This is a genomic window from Gordonia terrae (assembly GCF_001698225.1).
GTDB classification, from domain to species: Bacteria; Actinomycetota; Actinomycetes; order Mycobacteriales; family Mycobacteriaceae; genus Gordonia; species Gordonia terrae.
In genome coordinates this window covers 1,814,563-1,835,216 of sequence record NZ_CP016594.1, presented here as the reverse complement: position 1 = coordinate 1,835,216, position 20,654 = coordinate 1,814,563, and the positions used below count along the sequence as shown (strand labels likewise).

The 20,654-nt window shown below is 68.3% G+C and carries 20 protein-coding genes; 5 read left to right on the top strand and 15 right to left on the bottom strand.

What is annotated here, in order from left to right; translation table 11 throughout:
- Window positions 1-102: 102 nt before the first annotated feature.
- Window positions 103-1,323 (top strand): TerD family protein, encoded by a 1,221-nt coding sequence (locus BCM27_RS08315; RefSeq protein WP_004020264.1) that lies wholly within the window; start codon window positions 103-105, stop codon window positions 1,321-1,323.
- Window positions 1,324-1,333: 10 nt separating this feature from the next.
- On the opposite strand, the gene BCM27_RS08310 is transcribed toward BCM27_RS08315, so the two are convergent.
- The 4 genes from BCM27_RS08310 to BCM27_RS08295 all read right to left on the bottom strand — a co-directional run bounded on the left by BCM27_RS08310 (window position 1,334) and on the right by BCM27_RS08295 (window position 5,811).
- On the bottom strand, window positions 1,334-2,599 hold the full coding sequence (locus BCM27_RS08310; RefSeq protein WP_004020263.1) for an SfnB family sulfur acquisition oxidoreductase: 1,266 nt from the start codon (window positions 2,597-2,599) through the stop codon (window positions 1,334-1,336).
- Entirely contained in the window at window positions 2,596-3,723 is a 1,128-nt protein-coding gene (sfnG, locus tag BCM27_RS08305) for a dimethylsulfone monooxygenase SfnG (RefSeq protein WP_033203639.1), read from the bottom strand. Before sfnG ends, BCM27_RS08310 begins: the two co-directional genes overlap by 4 nt.
- A gap of 53 nt (window positions 3,724-3,776) precedes the next feature.
- Window positions 3,777-4,955, bottom strand: coding sequence for an LLM class flavin-dependent oxidoreductase (locus tag BCM27_RS08300; RefSeq protein WP_004022686.1), 1,179 nt, complete (start codon window positions 4,953-4,955; stop codon window positions 3,777-3,779).
- A 193-nt stretch (window positions 4,956-5,148) separates the two neighbouring features.
- Window positions 5,149-5,811 (bottom strand): TetR family transcriptional regulator, encoded by a 663-nt coding sequence (locus tag BCM27_RS08295; RefSeq protein WP_004022685.1) that lies wholly within the window; start codon window positions 5,809-5,811, stop codon window positions 5,149-5,151.
- A 160-nt stretch (window positions 5,812-5,971) separates the two neighbouring features.
- On the opposite strand from BCM27_RS08295, the gene BCM27_RS08290 reads away from it, so the two are divergent.
- The 4 genes from BCM27_RS08290 to BCM27_RS08275 all read left to right on the top strand — a co-directional run bounded on the left by BCM27_RS08290 (window position 5,972) and on the right by BCM27_RS08275 (window position 9,563).
- Complete coding sequence (locus tag BCM27_RS08290) at window positions 5,972-7,093, top strand: ferredoxin reductase (RefSeq protein WP_004022684.1); 1,122 nt, start codon at window positions 5,972-5,974, stop codon at window positions 7,091-7,093.
- A gap of 72 nt (window positions 7,094-7,165) precedes the next feature.
- Window positions 7,166-8,380, top strand: a complete 1,215-nt coding sequence (locus BCM27_RS08285) for a fatty acid desaturase family protein (RefSeq protein ID WP_004022683.1) — start codon at window positions 7,166-7,168, stop codon at window positions 8,378-8,380.
- A gap of 94 nt (window positions 8,381-8,474) precedes the next feature.
- Entirely contained in the window at window positions 8,475-8,963 is a 489-nt protein-coding gene (locus BCM27_RS08280) for a hypothetical protein (RefSeq protein WP_004022682.1), read from the top strand.
- 102 nt (window positions 8,964-9,065) lie between these two features.
- Window positions 9,066-9,563 carry a DUF4395 domain-containing protein gene (locus tag BCM27_RS08275; RefSeq protein WP_004022681.1) on the top strand — a complete coding sequence of 166 codons (498 nt, stop codon included), beginning with the start codon at window positions 9,066-9,068 and terminating at the stop codon, window positions 9,561-9,563.
- A gap of 78 nt (window positions 9,564-9,641) precedes the next feature.
- Here the strand turns inward: BCM27_RS08275 and BCM27_RS25865 are convergent, their stop codons facing one another.
- From BCM27_RS25865 to BCM27_RS08225, 11 genes are all read right to left on the bottom strand, one after another.
- Entirely contained in the window at window positions 9,642-9,818 is a 177-nt protein-coding gene (locus BCM27_RS25865; protein ID WP_167550895.1) for a hypothetical protein, read from the bottom strand.
- A 30-nt stretch (window positions 9,819-9,848) separates the two neighbouring features.
- Entirely contained in the window at window positions 9,849-10,796 is a 948-nt protein-coding gene (locus BCM27_RS08270) for a Ppx/GppA phosphatase family protein (RefSeq protein WP_004022679.1), read from the bottom strand.
- Window positions 10,793-11,329 (bottom strand): DUF501 domain-containing protein, encoded by a 537-nt coding sequence (locus BCM27_RS08265; RefSeq protein ID WP_004022678.1) that lies wholly within the window; start codon window positions 11,327-11,329, stop codon window positions 10,793-10,795. Before BCM27_RS08265 ends, BCM27_RS08270 begins: the two co-directional genes overlap by 4 nt.
- Window positions 11,330-11,339: 10 nt before the next feature.
- On the bottom strand, window positions 11,340-12,029 hold the full coding sequence (locus tag BCM27_RS08260) for a septum formation initiator family protein (protein ID WP_033203640.1): 690 nt from the start codon (window positions 12,027-12,029) through the stop codon (window positions 11,340-11,342).
- 12 nt (window positions 12,030-12,041) lie between these two features.
- Complete coding sequence (gene eno, locus BCM27_RS08255) at window positions 12,042-13,325, bottom strand: phosphopyruvate hydratase (RefSeq protein WP_004022676.1); 1,284 nt, start codon at window positions 13,323-13,325, stop codon at window positions 12,042-12,044.
- Window positions 13,326-13,508: 183 nt separating this feature from the next.
- Window positions 13,509-14,297 (bottom strand): lytic transglycosylase domain-containing protein, encoded by a 789-nt coding sequence (locus BCM27_RS08250; protein ID WP_004022675.1) that lies wholly within the window; start codon window positions 14,295-14,297, stop codon window positions 13,509-13,511.
- 112 nt (window positions 14,298-14,409) lie between these two features.
- The gene (locus tag BCM27_RS08245; protein WP_004022674.1) at window positions 14,410-15,369 is read right to left on the bottom strand and encodes a formylglycine-generating enzyme family protein; all 960 of its coding nucleotides are present in this window, start codon (window positions 15,367-15,369) and stop codon (window positions 14,410-14,412) included.
- The gene (gene cysC, locus BCM27_RS08240) at window positions 15,366-17,288 is read right to left on the bottom strand and encodes an adenylyl-sulfate kinase (RefSeq protein ID WP_004022673.1); all 1,923 of its coding nucleotides are present in this window, start codon (window positions 17,286-17,288) and stop codon (window positions 15,366-15,368) included. Before cysC ends, BCM27_RS08245 begins: the two co-directional genes overlap by 4 nt.
- On the bottom strand, window positions 17,288-18,271 hold the full coding sequence (gene cysD, locus BCM27_RS08235) for a sulfate adenylyltransferase subunit CysD (protein ID WP_004022672.1): 984 nt from the start codon (window positions 18,269-18,271) through the stop codon (window positions 17,288-17,290). Before cysD ends, cysC begins: the two co-directional genes overlap by 1 nt.
- Window positions 18,268-19,077, bottom strand: coding sequence for a trehalose 2-sulfotransferase (gene stf0, locus BCM27_RS08230; protein WP_033203641.1), 810 nt, complete (start codon window positions 19,075-19,077; stop codon window positions 18,268-18,270). The genes cysD and stf0 overlap by 4 nt, the downstream gene beginning before the upstream one ends.
- A 141-nt stretch (window positions 19,078-19,218) precedes the next feature.
- Window positions 19,219-20,625, bottom strand: coding sequence for a sulfatase family protein (locus BCM27_RS08225; protein ID WP_004022670.1), 1,407 nt, complete (start codon window positions 20,623-20,625; stop codon window positions 19,219-19,221).
- Window positions 20,626-20,654 lie beyond the last annotated feature (29 nt).

Here is a 20,654-nt window from a genome sequence, read left to right as displayed (position 1 = left end):
TATTCGGCCCACTCGCTCCGCTCCCGGCGCCAGGCGGAACCGGCCCGCTCGCTCCGCTCCCGGCGCCAGTGCGCCCCGACTCATGTGAGGAACCGCCCGTACATGTCTGCTCTGACCAAAGGCCAGAACGGCCCGTTGCCGACCACCGATGTCATCGTCTCCGTGGATCTCGCGACCGCCGCCGACCTGTCGGCGCTGCTGGTGACCGACCGTGGCGTCGTACGCACCGACGACGACTTCGTCTTCTACAACCAGCCCTCGGGACCGGGCGTCCGGTTGCAGCAGGCTCCGGGAGGTGGTGCGCAACTGCACGTCTCGACGACCGGGATTCCAGCGGACATCGATGCGGTGCGCGCGGTGATCACCCTCGACGACGCGTCGTCGACCTTCGGCCGGTTCGCACCGCCGGTTGCGCGGGTCACCGACGCCGCCGGCCGCCCTCTGTATGACTTCACCATCACCGGTCTCACCAGTGAGTCCGTTGTCGTCGCGCTCGAGGTGTACCGCCGACACGACGACTGGAAGGTTCGTGCGGTCGGGCAGGGATACGCCGGTGGTTTCGCCGACCTCGTCCGTGACCACGGCGTGAGCGTCGACGACGAACCGCACGCTGCACCCGCCCCGCCGGCGCCGGTCAGCTACTCACGTCCGGCTGCGCCCACGCCGCCCCCGGCACCCCCGGCCACCCCGCCGCAGCCTGCCGCGGCGCCGCGACCCCCGGCCCCGCCGTCGTCCCCGGAGATCAGTCTCCGCAAGGGCGCGCCCGTCAGCCTGACCAAAGGGCAGCGGGTGACCCTCCGCAAAGAAGGCGGCGTGGCGCTCACCGACATCCAGATGGGGTTGGGATGGGACCCGGTACGCGGCGGATTCGGCCGGGGCGGCTCGATCGATCTCGACGCCTCGGTGCTCATGTTCTCAGGTGGGAAGTGCGTGGAGACCGTCTACTACGGCCATCTCAACAGCAAGAACCGTTCGATCCTGCATTCCGGGGACAACCTCACCGGCGAGGGCGAGGGCGACGACGAGGTCATCCGCGTTGCGCTGCAATCGGTCCCACCCCAGATCGACGCGTTGATGTTCATCGTCACGTCCTACCGGGGCCACACATTCGAGAAGATCGAGAACGCCTACTGCCGTCTCGTCGACGAGACGACCTCGGCCGAGCTGGCCCGCTACACCCTCAAGGGCGGTATGCCGTTCACCGCCGTCGCGATGGCTGTCATCTCCCGCGACGGCGGCGAATGGAAGCTCCGGGCGATCGGCGACGGTTTCAACGCGAAGACACCGAAGAAGGCCATATCGCACGTCGGCACATACCTCTGAGACCGATCGATCAGATCACGCCGTGCAGGGGCGGCTCCTCGCCGCGCAGCACCCAACGGCCGATGTGCTGGTACTTCCAGCGGACCGGATCGTGGAGCGTGTGAGTGCGGGCGTCACGCCAGTAGCGGTCGAGACCGCTCCCGGCTGCGGCACTGCGGGTTCCGCTCACCTCGAACAGCGCCGAGGCCACCGGCGTGGCAACCCGATCGGCGACCGCCTTGGCCGTGGCGACGGCGATCGACGCCTCGGCGACGGCAAGCGACGCGTCGACGCCGGCGCGACCCGACTCCCCCGACGCCGCACCCACGGCCGTGTCGACCCGACGGCCGGCGGCCGCAAGAGTCGCCTCGGCGGTCGCCACATCGACCTCCAGCTCGCCGAATCGCTGGACCACGAGCGGATCGTCGACGGCGCGATCGACCTCGGCCTCGAACCACGGCCGTGACTTGGTGCGCACGAACTCGGCCGCCTCCCGCAGCGCACCCCGCGCGATCCCGACGTCGATCGCCACATGCAGCAACTGGGCGAACGCGCCGTACCCGGTGGGTGTGGACGTGGCCGGTGCGCGCGTCACGAGATCCTCGACCCCCACTGTCACCCCGGTGAAGCGGACGGTCCCCGAACCTGTCGTGCGCTGCCCCACCGCATCCCAGTCATCGACGATCTCCACGCCGGCGGCGTCGGCCGGGATGAACGCGACGTACTCCCCGGGCACGAGGTCGCCGGCGGCGACGTCCAGCCTGGCGAGCACGGCGAGGGTGTCCGCGAACAGCGAGCCGGTGCAGTAGAACTTCTCACCGTCGAGGACGAATCGCCCATCCCCGCCGTCGGTCGGACTCAGCCGCGTCGAGATGTCGGCGACGGTCTTGCCGCCCCGCTCGGACTGGGCATTGGCCACCCGGCCACCGGCGAGCACGTCGGTGAAGATCCGCTCCTGCAACGCATGTCCTGCCGACAGCCGGACGAGGTTGAGATAGACGAAGTGGCTGTGCGGGATCTGCGCGATGCTCGCGTCCGCGGCGGCCAGGATCGCGACCACCTCGGCAAGCACGCTGGGCCGCACGTCGAGACCGCCGAATCGCGCGGGGACGGTGAGCGCCAGCAGACCCGACTCCGAGAGCCGGTCGATCTCGGCACGGGGCAACCGCCGCTCGCGGTCCCGTTCGGCGGCCCCCACCGCGAATTCGGCGGCCAGTTCCCGCGCGACGGACAACGCCTCGGCGTCGGTCCCGATTCGTGTGGCGGCCCGGGACCGTGCCTGGCTCACTGCGGTCACGCCACTCCCGCAGCGGCCTGGGCAGTGCTGCTCTGGGCACCCTCGATCTCACGGACCAGGGGAAGGACCTTCTCGCCGAAGTACTCGATCTCCTCCTGGAAGTGCAGGAAGCCACCCAGGATGAGGTCGACGCCCAGACGTTTGTAGGCGACGATGCGCTCGGCCACCTGTTCCGGGGTACCGATCAGCTGGGTGCGGAAGCCGTCGTTGTACTGCACGAGGTCCTCGAACGACGAGTCGGCCCACATGCCCTTCTTGTCGCCGGTGGAGTTGCCCGCCTGCTGGACGGCGTCCCGGAAACCCTCGACCGCCGGACGATTCGCCTTCTCGACGATCTCGCGCAGGGTGTCGCGGGCCTCTTTCTCGGTGTCACGCGCGATGATGAAGCCGTTGAGCCCGAACTTCACCTCGCGCTGGTGAGCGCGTGCGACGGCGCGGAGGTCATCGAGTTGTTCGGTGACGCCGTCGAAGTCCTTGCCGTTGGAGAAATACCAGTCCGCGTAGCGTCCGCCGTTGTTGCGGGCGGCCGACGAGTTCCCACCTTGGAACAACTCCGGGTTCGGACGCTCAGGTGTGTTGAGCGGCTTGGGCTTCAACGTGAAGTCGTGGATCCGGTAGAAGTCGCCGCGGTAGTCGACCTCGTCCTCGGTCCAGATCTTGCGGATGACCTCGAGGAACTCACCGCTGCGCCGGTACCGTTCGTCGTGCTCGAGCCACGGCTCGCCGAGGTGGGTGAACTCGTCCTTGAACCAACCGCTGACGACGTTGATCGCGAAGCGGCCCTTGGACAGATGGTCGGCGGTCGCGCCGAGCTTGGCCAGGACGGCCGGATGCCAGAGACCCGGATGCACCGCGGCGATCACCTTCAGCCGCTGCGTGGCGAGCAGGAGCGCAAGGCTGAAACTCGTGGATTCGTGCTGATATTCGGCTCCGTAGCTCGCCTCGTACCGCACCTGCGACAGCGCGTACTCGAAACCGTTGTTCTCGGCGGTCTGTGCGAGTTTGACGTTGTAGTCGTAGTCCCAGCCGGTGCGCTGCTCGATGGTGCTGGTGACCAGACCGCCGCTGACGTTGGGCACCCAGTAGGCGAACTTGATCTGGTCCGCGATGGACTCGGTGGACATAACTACCTCCGCGAGGTGTCGGTGACGTGACTAGGGAAAAGAAGGGTTGTGGTTCAGGACGATGCAGCCTGCAGGCGCGGAAGGAACGCGGTCCGCACGGCCTCGGACAGGCCGGCCGACGCCGGGTCGAGCAGGCCCAGCCGGGCGAGAGCGGGCCGGACCCCGTCGCCGAAGTGGTATGCCTCTTCGAGGTGCGGATAGCCGGACAAGATGAAATGGTCGAGTCCGAGCGCGGCGTATTCGGCGATGAGTGCGGCCACCTCGTCGTACGAACCGACCAGAGCGGTACCGGCACCACCACGGACCAGCCCGACCCCGGCCCACACGCCGGGGTGGATCTCCAGCGAGTGCGGGTCGTTGTGGTCGGCGAAACCGGTTCCACGACCGTGGAGTTCGGACATACGCCGCTGCCCCTCGGACTCCGAGCGCGCCAGATTCTGCTGAGCGGTGGCGACCTGCGCGGGGTCGAGCGCACCGAGCAGACGAGCCGCCTCGGCCCAGGCCTGCTCGGACGTCTCGCGGGCGATCACGTGGAACCGGATGCCGTGGGAGAGCTCGCGGCCCTGCGCGGCGGCGAGGCCGTTGACCCAGGCGATCTTCTCGGCGACCGCGTCCGGACGCTCACCCCAGGTGAGGTAGGTGTCGGCGTGTTTGGCCGCGACGTCGCCGGCGGCCGGGGAGGACCCGCCGAAGAAGATCTCCGGCGTCGGATCGGGGCGGCGGCCGAGCTGCGCACCTTCGACGCGGAGGTACTTCCCCACCACGTCGACGGGCGCGTCCTCGGTCCAGAGCCGCCGGATGATCTCCAGGTACTCGTCGCAGCGCTCGTACCGCGCGTTCTTCGCCAGGAAGTCGCCGAAGGCGCGCTGCTCACTCGACTCGCCACCGGTCACGACGTTGACCAGCAGACGGCCCTGCGAATGCCATTGGAACGTGGCGGCCATCTGCGCTGCCAGTGTCGGCGAGATGAGTCCGGGCCGGAACGCCACCAGGAACTTGAGGCTCTCGGTGGCGTCGATGAGTGCGGCCGTGGTCAGCCAGGCGTCCTCACACCACAGCCCGGCCGGGGTCAGGACCGCCTCGAAGCCGTTGGCCTCGGCGGCACCGGCGAGTTGCTTGAGGTATCGCAGATCGGCCGGGCGGTCCCCCGTCATCTGGCTGCCGTGTCCGCCGGCGATCAGGTTGCGCGAGTCGCCGTAGGTGGGCAGAAACCAGTGAAAATGCAGAGACACCGCGAGGGCACCTTTCGGTCGAGACGGCAGAGAGCGAGCACGACACCGCCACGAGTCTCGTTCTCAGAGAGGGCCGCCACGGTGTCTCGGCCCAGTGTCGGGCACCATCACGACGACGGACCACAGTTGAAATCGCCCTGAGGGCAAATCGACAACCGCGGGTCCGGCCAGCTAGACGATGTGTTCCCGCAGGTCAGTCGGTCGACGGGCGCCACTGGCCCATGCCGAGGAAGACCATCACGAGCTGCCGCTCGGTGCGTTCGACGATCTCCTGCTCCGCGCCACGGCCGCGGTACTCCCCGTCGAGCAGATCGGCCACGGCGGTGAGCATGATGACGACGATCAGTTCCGCCGCGAGTTCGAGGTCGTCGGGCTGCCAGCGCGACAGGTCGGGGATACGCGCGAGATCGATCGCGAGCTCTTTGGAGAACAGCCGGAGTTCGGTGTCGATCGCGCGCCGGATCTCGGCGATGCCGCCGTGCTGTTCCCGCACCAGGAACCGGAACTGCGATTCGTTCTCGCGCACATGTCGCAGCAGGATCGCGAGCGAGTTCTGCGCGGTCGGCAGGGCCTCGCGCGCCGCCAGGTCGCGTCGACCGTCACGCAGCGCCCGGCGTAGGACGCGCATCGAGTCCTCGACGACGGTGACCCCGAGATCTTCCATCGACGCGAAGTGGCGATAGAAGGCAGTCGGCACGATCCCGGCGCCGCGGGCGACCTCGCGGAGGCTGATGCTGCCGAAGCTGCGCTCACCGACCAGTGACCGCGTGGTGTCCAGCAGCGCCTGGCGCGTCTGGTTCTTGCGGTCCGCACGCGTCTGAGCATCGCGTCGGCCCGGCTCTCGCGTGCGTGTCACGCACCCGAGTCTATGCGTCCTGCCGAGGCCCGCCGCGAACCGGCCGAGAGCCGGGGTGACGGCAGTCACAACGGTGAACCCTTGACGATCACCGACCACCGCATGCCACACTTTCCGGTGTACACATGTACACCGAAATGAACCGAACGGAGCCCAGCCCATGAGCATCCGCACACCCCAGGACCAGACCCGCGCCGACGCCGACGCCACGCCCGGCCGGTGGAGCCGTCTGGTCGGTTCGATCGTCGAAGCCGCACTCTCGCCGCATCCGGTCGACCGCTATCTCGAACTTCTCGACCCGATGATCACCTGGCGCGACCTGCGCGGCGAGATCACCCGTGTCGAGCGGCCCACGTCGCGCACCGTCCGACTCACCATTCGTCCCACCCGGCAGTGGCAAGGCCATGAAGCGGGCCAGTTCGTGCAGCTCAAGGTCGTCATCGACGGCGTCCGCCACACGCGCTGTTTCTCGCCGGCCAATGCCGCCGCGGGCCCGGACGGCGACATCGAACTGACGATCACCGCCCACGACGACGGCTTCGTGTCCACTCACCTGCGCGAGCACGCCCGCGCCGGCGACGTCGTCGGCCTGTCCGCCGCGAGCGGTGACTTCATGTTGCCGGAGACCGATCCGACCTCGGCGGTCTTCGTCAGCGGCGGCAGTGGGATTACACCTGTACTCTCAATGGCGAGAACACTCGTCGCCCGACAGTACGCCGGACCGATCACGTTCGTGCACTACGCGCGCACCCCGTCCGACGTCGCCTACCGCACGGAACTCCGTGAGCTCGCCGCCGCGCATCCCCGGTTCGATCTGCGCCTGCACCACACCCGCGACGAGGCCGACGGACACTTCACCGCCGCGCACCTCGACGGAATCCCCGGACTGTCCGACGCCGACGTCTTCGTCTGCGGCCCGGCCACGCTGATGGACGAGGTCGCCCGGGCACACGCGGAACTCGAGATCTCGCAGCCGCTGCACAGCGAGGCTTTCGCTCCGGTCGTCCCGGCCGTCGACCCGGACTCCGTCGAGGGCGAGGTCACGTTCTCCACATCGGGGACATCGGCGGCCAACGACGGCCGTCCGATCCTCGACCAGGCCGAGTCCGCCGGACTCACGCCCGAGTCCGGGTGCCGGATGGGCATCTGCTTCTCCTGTGTCGCGACGAAGAAGTTCGGATGCACCCGCAACGTCCTGACCGGCGAGGTCGACGACGAATCCGACACCCAGATCCAGCTGTGCATCAGCGCCCCGGTCGGCTCCGTCGACATCGAGATCTGATGTCCGCGAGCTGACACCCCCACAGATCCACCCTCCCCAGCCACATCTCCTCTCCCAGAAGGAGGCATTGCCATGACCATCGACATCAGCCGTGACCTCGAGACCACCATCGGCGACAACCTGCCCGCGCTGCACCGAGTCGGCGCCGACGACACCGTCGCGAACGACCCGAACACCGTCGTGCTGTCCTACGAGCAGGTCGAAGCGCTCGGGAAGGACCTCGACGCCCTGCGTGCCCGCATCGTCGCCGACCTCGGCCAGAAAGACCGCGACTACCTGTACTCGGTGATCCGCGCCCAGCGCGGCTTCGAGATCGGCGGGCGCGCACTCATGTATCTCGGGTTCTTCCCGCCGGCCTGGATCGCCGCGGTCGGCGCGCTCTCCGTGTCGAAGATCCTCGACAACATGGAGATCGGCCACAACGTCATGCACGGCCAGTACGACTGGATGCGCGAGGACACCTACAACTCCCGCGAATTCGAGTGGGACACCGTCTGTCCGGCCGACCAGTGGAAGCACAGTCACAACTACCTGCACCACACCTTCACCAACATCCTCGGTGAGGACCGCGACATCGGCTACGGCATCCTGCGCATGGCCCGCGATCAGAAGTGGAACCCCTACTACCTGGGGAACCTCGGGTACGCGACCGCACTGATGCTGCTGTTCGAGTGGGGCGTCATGCTGCACGACCTCGAAGCCGAGAACGTCATCACCGGCAAGCGCAAGTGGAGCGACATCAAGGGCCTCGTGAAAGGCATGTGGCGCAAGGCCGGTCGCCAGGTCCTGAAGGACTACGTGGTGTTCCCGGCGCTCACCGGCCCGTTGTTCGTCCCGACCCTCATCGGTAACGCGACCGCGAACCTCGTGCGCAACGTCTGGACCTACTCGATCATCTTCTGCGGCCACTTCCCGACCGGCGCCCAGACATTCACGTCCGAGGAATGCCAGAACGAGACGCGCGGCCAGTGGTACCTGCGGCAGATGCTCGGTTCGGCGAACATCACCGGGAGTCCGCTGTTCCACATCATGAGCGGCAACCTGTCCCACCAGATCGAGCACCACCTGTTCCCCGACATCCCGGCCAGCCGCTACCCCGAGATGTCCGCAGAGGTCCAGGAGATCTGCGAGCGCTACGGGCTGCCCTACAACACCGGGTCCCTGAGCCACCAGCTCGCGTCGACCTGGAAGAAGATCGCCAAGCTGTCGCTGCCCAACTGGATGACCCGCGACGACGATGATCTGACGGTGATCGTCGAGCGCGAGAAGCCCGCGTCGGTCGCCTGAGGCTGTTTGATCGGTGTGTCCCGGGGGTAGCCTCGGGACACACCGATCGAGGCTTTGTGCCGCAACCAACTCCTCCAGGGGGATTCCCACAGCGATGGTCGACAGCATCGAACGCAACAAGGATCTGTTCCAGGAATTGATCGAGTCCACGGCCACGCACGTCGGCCGGATCGCAACGATCATCACCGGCGCCGTAGCAGGCGTGACCCGCGAGATCGGTGAGATCGTGACCGACGGGTTCGAGATGCGCGAGGCCGCCCGCAAGGCCAAGGCCGACGAGCGGTCGGACGAGACCTTCGGCATCATCGATGCCGAGTTCGCGGACGCATCGACCGAGGTCGACCCGACGGATCCGTATGCCGAATCCGAACAGGCGAGAGAGGTGACCGGAGTGGACATGGACGAACTCCCCGACCGCATCGACGTCGGCGAGCAGGCCGGGATCGATCAGGAGGGTGAAATCTCACGGGAGGCCGAACTCGCCTCCGACGGCGGTGAGACCGACAAGGACGAACCGGACGTCGACGATCCGCGCGATGTCGCGGCCTCGGAGCCGCGGATGGATCCGACCGCGGGGTCCTGACCCCGGCTGATCGGATCACCCTGGGCACAATCGTTGCCCGCAGCGACGACCGCACGTACCTTGGTCGGCGGTTGTCCCTGCTCTTCCGGAGGTTGTCGCCCGATGTCGGTGCGCTCTGTACTCACGTTCCCGAACCCGGTCAACGACTATGCCGCGCGGTCCACCGCGGGTCTCGTCGTCGTCCTCGCCATCGTCGCGGTCGCGGTTGACACCCCCGTGCTGTACGGAATCCTGGCCCTCGGATTCGTCCTGCGCGTGGCGTCGGGGCCCACCCTCTCGCCATTCGGACAGCTCTCGGTGCGCGTGCTCGTGCCCAAGGTCATCCGTAAGGAGAAACTGGTACCGGGGCCGCCCAAACGGTTCGCACAGACCATCGGACTCGTCGTCAGCGCCACCGCATTCGTGCTGAGCCTGCTCGGCTACGGGTTGGCCGCTCAGATCACCACGGGCGTCCTGATCGCAGCCGCGACCCTCGAGGCCGTCTTCGGCTTCTGCCTGGGATGCACCATCTTCGGATTCCTGCAGCGCCGCGGCGTCATCCCCGAGTCCGTCTGCGAGGCGTGCAACAACATCTCGCTCCGCAATCCGGCCGCCGTCTAGCGCCCATTCATCACCAATGGCCGTGCCCACCACCCGCGAGGTGGTGGGCACGGCCGTTCGTCGTTTCAGGTGGCCTGTTCAGCCGTCCGACTTCACCGAGCGGTCCGGAACCGTCATGGCCATCATCATGATCTCGGTCTCGCTGTAGTCGCGACCGGGGTGTTCGGCCGCGAGGTGGGCCTGGACAGCCGGCACGAAGTCGGTCTCGAGAGCCGTGATGGACTCGCCACAGGGGCAACGCAGGTTATATGCCATGTGTCGCATGGTAACCGGGTTGCCGGGTACTCAGTCGAGGATTCCCATCGCGATCCCGTCGAGGATGTCGTGCTCGCTCACGACCAGTTCGGTGATGCCGGCCCGCGCGGACAGCACTCTCGCGAGCTCGAGGGTCACCAGAGCACCCCCGCCGATCACGTCGACGCGGCCGGGGTGCATCGGCCCCAACGCTGCGCGGTCGGCGCGTGTCATCCCGATCAGGTTCCGGCAGACCCGATCGAGTTCGGGCAGCGAGATCCTCGACAGGTGGATCTTGTCGGAGTCGTATTCGGGGAGGCCGGCGCCGAGCGCGGCCAGCGTCGTCATCGTTCCGGCGACGCCGACCCACGTGCGCGCCGACTCCACCGGTACCGCGGCGAAGGCCTCGGCCAGACGTGTGCGCGCGAATTCGGTCGCCTCCGCCAACTCCTCGGGAGTCGGCGGATCGGAGGGCAGCGCCCGCTCGGTCAGACGGACACATCCGATGTCGGCCGAGTGCGCCGCGGTCACTCCGTCGGCATCGCCGAGCACCACCTCCGTCGAGCCGCCACCGAGATCGGTGACCACGAAAGGCCCAGCTGCCGAATCCAATTCGCCGACGGCGCCGCGGAACGACAGCCGCGCTTCCTCGTCACCGGTGATGACCTCGGCGATGGCGCCCGTGGACACGCAGCCGAGCAGATCGGCGGTCATCGCGAAGAACTCGTCGCGGTTCGACGCATCGCGGGTCGCCGACGTCGCGACCATCCGTACCCGCTCGACGCCGAGCGATTCCATCGTGTCGACGTAGTCACTCAGTGCGACCCGCGTCCGTTCGATCGACTCGGCGGCGAACATCCCGGTCGCGTCCACGCCGTAACCCAGTCGGACGACCCGCATCTCACGATGGAGATCGATCAGAGTCCCGTCCGGTCCCGGCTTCGCCACCAGCAATCGGATCGAGTTGGTGCCGCAGTCCACGGCGCCGACGACGCTCACCCGCCGTCCCCTGCGGGGTCGGCCGGCTCGGGCCAGTCGGCCGGGATCGCGGTGCCGCGCAACCCGTTCGCGGCTGCGAGCGCCACCGCCTCGTCGCCGAACGGGTTCAGCCCCGGGCCCTTGGCCAGTGAGTGCGCGATCAGGACGTGGAGGCACTTCACCCGATCCGGCATGCCCCCGCCGGTGAAGTCGGTCCCGAGCGGCTCGATCGCGTCGCGTTCGGCGAGGTAGTCCTCGTGCGCACTCCGGTATGCGGCGGCGAGCTCCGCGTCGTCGTGCAGGCGCGCGGTCATCTCCTTCATCACACCGGCCGACTCCTGGCGGCTGGCCTCGGCGGTCAGACGCGGATCGGTCAGGTAGTACAGGGTCGGGAACGGCGTGCCGTCGGGCAGCCGGGGCGCGGTCTTCACCACGGCGGGCCTGCCGTCGGGTGTGCGATAGCTGATCTCGAGGACCCCCCGCGGCTCGCGCCCGAGCTGGGCGGCCACCGTCGCGAGGTCCTCCGCGGAGACGTCGGGGTGAGGATTGGTCACGCGGAGATGCTCACTGCACGCCGGGTGGGGTCGACAAGGTGTCCCAGAGATTTCCGTACCACGGTGCGCGAGCACGCTCCTCGGCACGTTCGGCGGCCTCGCGCCGCGCCTCGTCGGCGGGGAACAACATCACGAGCGGGATCTCTCCTGGTTTGACGAACTGCAGACGTGTCCGCGCCTGGGCCTCGATGTAGGCGGGATCGTTCTGCTCGTTGACCTTCTGCTGGTAGTCCGCGACCTCGCGTCGCAACTGTTCGTTCGACGCGGTCAGCTGACGGAACTCCGACCGCTGGCTGAAGTACGTCCGCAGCGGCATCGCCAGGGTCAACGCCACGACGCACACCACGACGACGGTGATCACGAGTGTCGCGAGGCTCGCGGGGGTCATCGCGATTTCCCGCAGGCGAGCACCGAGTCCGTTGCGGGCGGGGCGGCGCCGGTTCCGCGGCGAACGCTCCCGCGCGACACGAGGGGTGCCGGCGTCCGAGGTGTCGGCATCCAAGGCGTCGTCGGCAGTCGGCGGGGCAGGGTCGGCGTGGACCTCCTGCTCGACGGCCTCGACCATGTCGTCGGACGACACGGGCTGGGTCGGGCGAGCGTGCCGCCGCGTGCGACGGGCGCGTTCGCGTGAGCGCGCGTCTACCCGACGATCGCGCCCACGCTGACGCCCGTCACCGCGGTGACGTCGCTGCGAAGCCATGCAGACAGCTAATCACGAACCAAACGAGAAACGCGGGAAGGCGAGGTCGCCCGCGTACCGTGCCGCGTCACCCAGTCCTTCCTCGATGCGCAGCAGCTGGTTGTACTTGGCGACCCGCTCGGAACGAGCGGGCGCACCGGTCTTGATCTGACCGCAGCTGCAGGCGACCGCGAGGTCGGCGATGGTGGTGTCCTCGGTCTCGCCCGACCGGTGGCTCATCATCGTCTTGTAGCCGTTGTTGTGCGCAAGCGCGACGGCGTCGAGGGTCTCGGTCAGCGTGCCGATCTGATTGACCTTCACCAGCAGCGCGTTCGCGATGCCCTTGGAGATGCCCTCCTCGAGACGCTCGGGGTTGGTCACGAACAGGTCGTCGCCGACGAGCTGCACGCGATCGCCGATCGACTCGGTCAGCTTGGCCCAGCCGTCCCAGTCGTCCTCGGACAGTCCGTCCTCGATCGAGACGATCGGGAAGTCGCTGATCAGTTTCTCGTAGAACGAGACCATCTCATTGGCGCCCAGTTCCTTGCCCTCGAGCTTGTAGGCACCGTTGGAGAAGAACTCGGTCGCCGCGGCGTCGAGCGCGATGACGACGTCACGGCCGAAGTTGTAGCCGGCCTTGCCGACCGCCTCGCCGATGACCGCGATGGCCGCCTCGGTGTTCGGCAGGTCGGGGGCGAAGCCGCCCTCGTCACCGAGGGCGGTGCTCATGCCCTGCTTGCCCAGGACACCCTTGAGAGCGTGGTACACCTCGGCGCCGCAACGGAGTGCTTCCTTGAAGGTCGGCGCGCCGACCGGGGCGATCATGAATTCCTGGAAGTCGATGCCGTTGTCGGCGTGCTCACCGCCGTTGATGATGTTCATCATCGGCACCGGCAGGATGTGGGCGTTCGGTCCGCCGATGTAGCGGAACAGCGGCAGCCCGGCCGATTCGGCGGCGCCCTTGGCGACCGCGAGAGAGACACCGAGCAGCGCGTTGGCGCCGATGCGGCTCTTGTCGGGGGTGCCATCGCAGTCGAGCAGCGCCTGATCGACGAGGCGCTGTTCCTCGGCCTCGATACCGATCACGGCCGGGGCCAGGTCGCCGAGGACACCTTCGACGGCCTTGGTGACGCCCTTGCCCAGGTACCGTTCGCCACCGTCGCGCAGCTCGACGGCCTCGTGTTCGCCGGTCGACGCACCGGACGGCACTGCGGCACGGGTGAAGGTGCCGTCGTCCAGGACGACCTCGACCTCGACCGTCGGGTTGCCCCGCGAATCGAGAATCTCACGCGCACCTACCTGCTCGATGATTGCCACGGTTGCACCCCAATCTCGGTGGACGAGTTCGTCGGCGATATCCCAGGGGGCGAGGCCTCCGCGGGGCCGCCTACGCCGACGACGGCCGGTTCTGGTGCCGGCCGATACGCAAGAGCCTAGTGGCTGCGCCGAAGCCGCACGTGACAAGGTCGGCGCAACCGGCGCGGCCGTCGCCGACGGCGGTCAGAAGCGGACGTTGATCGAGTAGGCGTTCGCGTGATCGCGCACGTCGAGGACGTAGGCCATCGAGTTGTTGTAGGTCCGGACGGCCTTCTCCCACCCCTCCGGATTCGTCATGTCGTTGCCGGAGGAGACACAGAGATAGCGGGCCGCCGACAAGGCGGCGTCGTCGATGTTGTCCGGGTCGGGGACGCCGTCGCCACTGGCGTCGACTCCGTATCGCTTCCATGTCTCGGGGATGAACTGGAACGGCCCCATCGCGCGATCGTGGGTGGGGTCCCCGTCGAGCTCGCCGCCGTCGGTGTCGCGGATCTCCATGTTCCCGCGGGTGCCGTCGAGTTTCGCGCCGCGGATGGGTGGGCTGACGTCCCCGTTCTCGGCCACCTCCGACCCCCGGTACTGGCCGTGCTTGCTCTCCACGCCGGCGATACCGGCCAGCGTCGTCCAGGCGATGCCGCATTCGGGGTGCTGCTGCCGTTGGATCTCGGCGGCGTTGCCGTATGCCTGCAACGAGATGATCGGGATGCCGGTGGACTCCGAGATCGGCACCGCCCAGTCGTGCATCTTGTTCGCGGTCCGTCCGGGCGCGTTGATGTCGATGTACGGCTGCGGAACGCCCGCGCCCGGCGGGATGCCCTCCGGGATGTCCGGTCTGCTCAGCGACGGCAGATCGATGCACCCGGCCAGCAACACCGACGACGCGACCGCCACGGTCGAGGCCACGAGGCCGTTCTTCCACGAGAGCCGCCGCCTCGATTCCCGACGCGACGCATCCCGGCCCACCACACGCATTCCTGCCCTACTCCTGTCCCGGTCGGGGGTGCTTTCCCGGGCGGAACCGCCCGGTGGACCACGATCGCACAACCGATCGGGTCGCCCGAAGATCAACACACAGTCTGGTGACTCAACTGACCGCGGTGGAGATCGGTTCCCGTCGGGTGTCCCGGGGACCCACGGTTCGGAACCCGATGTTGCTCGCCGTCGACTCCGGCGTGTTGTGCGATCGCGCGGCGACGCGGTAGCGGTGACAGTACGAGTCGTGGCACAGGTGGCTGCCGCCGCGGAGAACCCGTGCGCTCCCCCGGGCCGGCCCCGACGGATCGGTGCGGTCGGACACCCGGTAGTACCGGGCGCTGAACCTGTCGGCGCACCATTCCCACACGTTGCCGGCGCATTGGTACAGGCCGTGACCGTTGGGCTCGAAGGTCCGGACGGGTGTGGTGCCGACCGGGCCGGTCGGCTCGTTCGGGAAGTCGCCGCGGAAGATGGTGCAGCGCGGATCGTCCGCGGTGGGCGGCTCGTCGCCCCAGGGGTACCGCGCCCCGCGCCGTCCGCCCCGGGCCGCGTACTCCCACTGCGCCTCGGTGGGCAGGGCACGTCCGGCCCAGTCGCAGTAGGCCTGGGCATCGCGGTGGCTGACGTGGACGACGGGGTGATCCGCCAGGCCGTCGAGGGTGCTGCCCGGACCGGCCGGGTGTCGCCACGATGCTCCGTCGACCGCCAGCCACCACGGGGTGCCCGGCACCGGCCGTCCCGGGGCGGTCGCGTAGGTGTGGAAGACCGCGGATCCGCCGAAGGTCTCGGCGTCGGTCCGGTGACCGGTCGCCGCCACGAAGGACGCGAACGCGGCGTTGGTCACCGCGGTGGTGTCGATCGAGAAGGCGTTGAGCTCGACCTCGTGGACCGGCGTCTCGCCGTCGGTGCGGTAACCCTCGCCGAAGGCATCGCCCATGTCGAAGACCCCGGCCGGGACACTCACGGTCTCGACGAGGTGCAGACCGGACCCGAGGATCCCGTTCTGCTCGACCGTCGGTGACTCATCCGCGCCGTCGCGCGCGGGTCCTCCGGGATGACAGCAACTCACCCCGCCATGATGCCGCGATCCATCAGGGCGCCGAGGATCAGCGACGCCAGCCGGTCGATGTCCGCGCCGGTGGTGTCGAATCGCAGATCGGGGTTCTCGGGACTCTCGTAGGGCGCGTCGATGCCGGTGAGCCCGCGCAGTTCGCCGCGACGGGCACGCTCGTAGAGCCCCTTGGGGTCGCGGCGTTCGCACTCGGTGACCGGTGTGGACACGTGGACCTCGATGAAGTCGAGGTCGGCGGCACGGTGGAGTTCGCGGGCGATCTCACGATCCGAGCGCAACGGCGAGACCATCGACGCGATGGCGATGACCCCCGCGTCGGCGAAGAGTCGGGCGACGTGTCCGACGCGCCGGATGTTCTCCGCGCGGTCACCGGCCGAGAAGCCGAGGTCGTCGGAGATCCCGTGCCGGATGTTGTCGCCGTCGAGCAGATAGGCGACGCGACCGCGGCTGACGACGGCCCGTTCGAGTGCCACGGCGACCGTGGACTTGCCCGACGCCGGCAGACCGGTGAGCCATACCGTGGCGCCGCGCTGTTCGGTGTGCGCCCATCGTTCGGCCCGGGCCAGCGAACTCGGATGCCACTTGATGTCGTTGCGGGTCGCCTTGCCGGGGACGACCTCGCGCGGTTCGAGGATCGTCCCCGCGCCGACCGTGTCGTTGGACGCCTCGTCGATGAGGATGAACGCGCCCGTGTCCCGGTTGCTCGCATAGGGATCCGCCGGCACCACCGACGACGTCCGCAGCGTGACGGTGCCGATGTCGTTGAGCACGAGTTCACCCGGGGCGACATGTTCGATGAGGGTGTCCGGGTCGAGGCGCCGCTCGAGCGACTGGACGGTCGCACGCACCGTCGACGGACCGTGTTTGAGCGCGACGCGGTCACCGGCGCGCAGCGGCGAGTTCGACAGCCAGCACACGTGTGCGTCGATCTCTCGCGCGAGGACCGGCACGTGCGCTCCCGGTGCGCCGCTGACGATGATGTCGCCGCGGCCGATGTCGATGTCGTCGTCGATCTGGATTCCGACCGAGAGCGGTGCCACCGCAACGTCTCTCGTGGGATCCAGGGTGTCCAGTGCGGTCACGGTCGACCGACTGCCCGACGGCAGCACGACGATCTCGTCACCGACGCGCAGTGTTCCGGAGGCGAGCCGGCCGGTGTAGGTGCGCCGGTTCGACTCGCTGGGACGCGACACCCACTGGATCGGGAGGCGCAGTTCCTCGGTCACCGGCGCGGGCGCGTGCAGTTCGACGTCCTCGAGGTACTCCAACAGAGTTGCCCCGGGGTACCACGGGGTGTTCGACGAGCGGTGCACGACGTTGTCCCCGTGCTTGGCGGCCACCGGGATCGCCGGGATCTCCCCGATCCCGAGTTGCACCGCGAGTTCGGCGAGATCGGCGCGGATCTCGTCGAAACGGTGCTCGGAGTAGTCGACGAGGTCGATCTTGTTGACCGCCGCGATCACGTGGGGCACACCGACGAGCGTCGCGATCCGCGCGTGCCTGCGGGTCTGCCGGAGCAACCCGTGCCGCGCGTCGACGAGCAGGATCGCGACATGCGCATTGGACGCCCCGGTGAACATGTTGCGGGTGTACCGCTCGTGTCCGGGTGTGTCGGCGAGGACGTAACTGCGTGTGGGCGTGGAGAAGAAGCGGTAAGCCACGTCGATCGTGATGCCCTGCTCGCGTTCGGCACGCAGGCCGTCGGAGAGGGCGGCCAGGTCGATGTCACCGTCGCCGTCGGTGACCGCGGCGAGGTGGTCGGTCGGCAGACTTCCGGTGTCGTGCAGGATCCGGCCGATCAGTGTCGACTTGCCGTCATCGACGCTGCCCGCGGTGGCGATGCGCAGGAATTGCCGTGCGGCCGTGCCGGTCTGGTCGCCACCGGATACGACCGGCTGCGGAGAGGTGAGAGTCATCAGAAATACCCTTCGCGCTTACGGTCTTCCATGGCGGCACTGGACGTGCGGTCGTCGGCACGGGTCTCGCCGCGCTCGGAGACTGTGGATTCACTGATCTCGGCGATGATCTCGGAGATGGTGGTCGCGGTGGACCGGACGGCGCCGGTGATCGTGAGATCGCCGACCGTGCGGTACCGCACCCACTCGGTCCGTACCTCGTCGCCCTCGCGGGGGCGAGAATGCTCCGAGACCGAGAGCAGGATGCCGTCCCGGTCGAACACCTCGCGCTCGGCGGCGAAGTAGATCGACGGGAGTTCGAGGCCCTCGAGTTCGATGTAGCGCCAGATGTCGGTCTCGGTCCAGTTCGAGAGCGGGAACACTCGGACCGATTCTCCGCGACGGATCCGCCCGTTGTACAACGACCACGGCTCGGGGCGCTGCGCGCGGGGATCCCATTGGCCGAACTCGTCGCGGAAGCTGAAGATGCGCTCTTTCGCGCGGGCGCGCTCCTCGTCGCGACGGGCACCGCCGAAGGCGGCGTCGAATCCGCCCTTCTCGAGCGCGTCGAGCAGGGTGCGCGTCTGCAGGCGGTTCCGCGAACCCGACGGGTCGGTGGACTCGGCGACTCGTCCCGAGTCGATGGACTCCTGGACCGAGGCCACGATGAGGTCGATGCCCTCGGGGTTCTCCGCGGTCGGCGCGACCCGACGGTCACGGAACTCGATCACCTCGTCGAAATTGTGCCCGGTGTCGACGTGCATGATCGGGAAGGGCAACGGCGCGGGCCGAAAAGCCTTCTCGGCCAGCCGGAGCAGGACGATGGAATCCTTGCCGCCGGAGAACAGCAGCACCGGCCGTTCCAGTTCGGCGACGACCTCGCGGATGATGTGGACCGCCTCGGCCTCCAGCACCCGGATAGCGGTCACATGGTCGAAGTCGTCGCCGGGACGGTCCCGGCCGGCGGTCGCCCGATGAAGCGAGCCCTCGTCTACAGCGGTCACAGTGGGTATCCGTTCCGTTCAGCGTCGTCTCGATAGCGTCGGGCCCACTCCTTGGACCGCGAATTGGACTGTGGCTTCAGCGGCGGCGGGGGCGCCAGCTCCGGGTCCTGCCCGATCTTCTCCAGCACCCGCGCGGTCGCCTTCGTGGGATCGTTGACCAGGTCGCGGAACTCGATCTCCAGCGGTTCGATCCCTTCGGCGGCAAACCAGTTGCGCCACTGTCGTTCCTGGTCGACGAGGATGCCGGCAAGGTGCGCGATACCGCCTGCGTGATACACCGCGTCGTCGTGCTCGTCGGCGTCGGAACCGTCGTGCCGCCACACGCGGGTCTGCACGGCGCGCCACATCGACACCGCCTGCGGCACAACATCATCACGATAGACGTGCACGTAGAGCGGGTCGACCCCGTCGAAGAGCCAGCGGACCGCTCCGCGTAGCGAACCCGACGCGATGCGGCTGCGCGCGATGAGCAGCGGTGTCTGGTTCCACATGAGTTTGCCGCCCCAGACACCGTTCGGGGTGCGTCCCGCCACCCCGACATCGGACCGCCAGGTCGACGAACCGCGGGTGTCGACGACACCGGGATCGAGTGGATCGAGCAGGTCGAGGATGGTCGAATCCCCGACCCCGGCGAACCATTCCCGCGGCTGCGGCGCCAGCGACGAGTCGGGAAAGTACTGGAAGAACTCCTCCGGCCGACCGGCCACACCGGTAGCGGCGAGCGACTCCACCAGCAGCGTGCTGCCGCTGCGCTGGCTCGCGCACACCAGATAGTTCGCCGGTCCCGCTGAGGACGTCAGTGACATGAACGATGAGTCTAGCGAGCCGGAAACCCACCGCAAGCTGGCCTTTTACGCGCAAGAGGGGTGAAACCATTGACACCGGAACGTCGCTGTGCAGGGTCAGGACCGCGGTGTCCGAGTCGAGGAGTTCTCGCGGCGCGCCGCTCAGCCCTCGCCCGACGTGATGTCGCCGGCCAGCTCGCGCCGCGCGCCCAGCGGACGCCGCGACGGCAACGCCTCCTCCTCACTCGCGACCTGCGCCGCCTTGGCGTGGAATGCGTCCATGAAGGCCTGTGCGATCGCCGTTCCGGTGGCGTCGTCGGGTAGCTCGTCACCGGTGCGCGCCCGCCAGTCCACCAGTGCTCGCGCGAGATCGGACCGGATCCGGGCGTAGGACGGGTCGTCGGCGACATTGTTGCGCTCATGGGGATCGGAACGCAGGTCGTAGAGTTCGGCGCGGGGCCGATCCCGTTGCACTTCTTGTTGATCCAGCGATCGCGCGGACAGGCTGTCGGCGATGTCGAGTGGGAGCAGCAGTGCCGGTCGCGCCGCGTAGTTCTCGATGTAGCTGAACTCCTTGGTGCGCACGGCCCGGATCGGATCGAAGGCATCGTGGTAGGTCTTCTCGGTGAACACCTCGGTCCGGACCGCGGCGTCTGCCGCGCCCGCGAGCGCCGCGGCGTGCGAGTCGCCGTCGACGGCCTCCGGGATGTCCAGACCCACCAACTCCAGCAGTGTCGGGGTGAGGTCCACTCCGGAGAACAGATCGTCATAGACCGTCGGTGCGATGCCGAGCCGCGCGGGCGGCCGCATGATCAGCGCCACCCCGGTGCCCTCGGCGTACAGCGTCGACTTGGCGCGCGGAAAGGCCAGGCCGTGGTCGGTGACGAACACGATCCAGGTGGAGTCATCGAGGCCCAGTTCGGCCACGGTGTCGAGAAGCCGGCCCACGGCGGCGTCGGCCTTGGTAATCGACCCGTGCAGACCCGCCAGGTCATCGCGGACGTCGTCGGTGTCCGGCAGGAAGCCGGGTACCGCGATGGTGCTGGTGTCGGCAGGTTTGTACTCGTCGGCCGGGTAGGGCCGATGCGTCTCGAAGAAGCCCGCGGTCAGGAAGAACGGCCGATCGTCGTGGGCATGACGCCGCAACCAGTCCTGGGAGCGGTCGACCACGTAGTCGCATCGCGAATCCGACACGTCCACCGAGTCGAAGCCGAGCCGGCCCGGGTCGGCACTCTCGTGCTGCATCCCGAAGAGCGCCGATCGATACCCGGCGCCGCCGAGGAGCGCCGGGAGGGTCTGCACGTCCGGGAAGTACTCGAAGCCGTGGTGTGCGAGGCCGACGAGACCGTTGCCGTGCGGATAGCGCCCGGTGAACAAGGAACCACGGGCGGGCGAGCAGAGGGGCGCCGTCGCGTGCGCGTCGGCGAACCGGATACCGGACGCGGCGAGGTCGTCGAGCACGGGACTCTCGACGCCGTCGGCGCCGTAACACCGCAGATGGCGACCGAGATCGTGCCAGTGCACGAGGATCACGTTGTCGCGGCGCGCGGCATCGGATGAGGAGAGCATCCACCCATGATGACGCAGACGATTCCCGT

What these genes read in the sequence shown, in the direction of transcription:
- BCM27_RS08275 (WP_004022681.1), top strand. Translation starts at nt 9,066, where the DNA reads ATGTCGGTGCGCTCTGTACTCACGTTCCCGAACCCGGTCAACGACTAT.
- stf0 (WP_033203641.1), bottom strand. Translation starts at nt 19,077, where the DNA reads ATGTCACTGACGTCCTCAGCGGGACCGGCGAACTATCTGGTGTGCGCG.
- BCM27_RS08225 (WP_004022670.1), bottom strand. Translation starts at nt 20,625, where the DNA reads ATGCTCTCCTCATCCGATGCCGCGCGCCGCGACAACGTGATCCTCGTG.
- BCM27_RS08250 (WP_004022675.1), bottom strand. Translation starts at nt 14,297, where the DNA reads ATGCGTGTGGTGGGCCGGGATGCGTCGCGTCGGGAATCGAGGCGGCGG.
- BCM27_RS08290 (WP_004022684.1), top strand. Translation starts at nt 5,972, where the DNA reads ATGAGCATCCGCACACCCCAGGACCAGACCCGCGCCGACGCCGACGCC.
- BCM27_RS08315 (WP_004020264.1), top strand. Translation starts at nt 103, where the DNA reads ATGTCTGCTCTGACCAAAGGCCAGAACGGCCCGTTGCCGACCACCGAT.
- BCM27_RS08280 (WP_004022682.1), top strand. Translation starts at nt 8,475, where the DNA reads ATGGTCGACAGCATCGAACGCAACAAGGATCTGTTCCAGGAATTGATC.
- BCM27_RS08285 (WP_004022683.1), top strand. Translation starts at nt 7,166, where the DNA reads ATGACCATCGACATCAGCCGTGACCTCGAGACCACCATCGGCGACAAC.
- cysC (WP_004022673.1), bottom strand. Translation starts at nt 17,288, where the DNA reads ATGACTCTCACCTCTCCGCAGCCGGTCGTATCCGGTGGCGACCAGACC.
- sfnG (WP_033203639.1), bottom strand. Translation starts at nt 3,723, where the DNA reads ATGTCCACCGAGTCCATCGCGGACCAGATCAAGTTCGCCTACTGGGTG.
- BCM27_RS08260 (WP_033203640.1), bottom strand. Translation starts at nt 12,029, where the DNA reads ATGGCTTCGCAGCGACGTCACCGCGGTGACGGGCGTCAGCGTGGGCGC.
- BCM27_RS25865 (WP_167550895.1), bottom strand. Translation starts at nt 9,818, where the DNA reads ATGGCATATAACCTGCGTTGCCCCTGTGGCGAGTCCATCACGGCTCTC.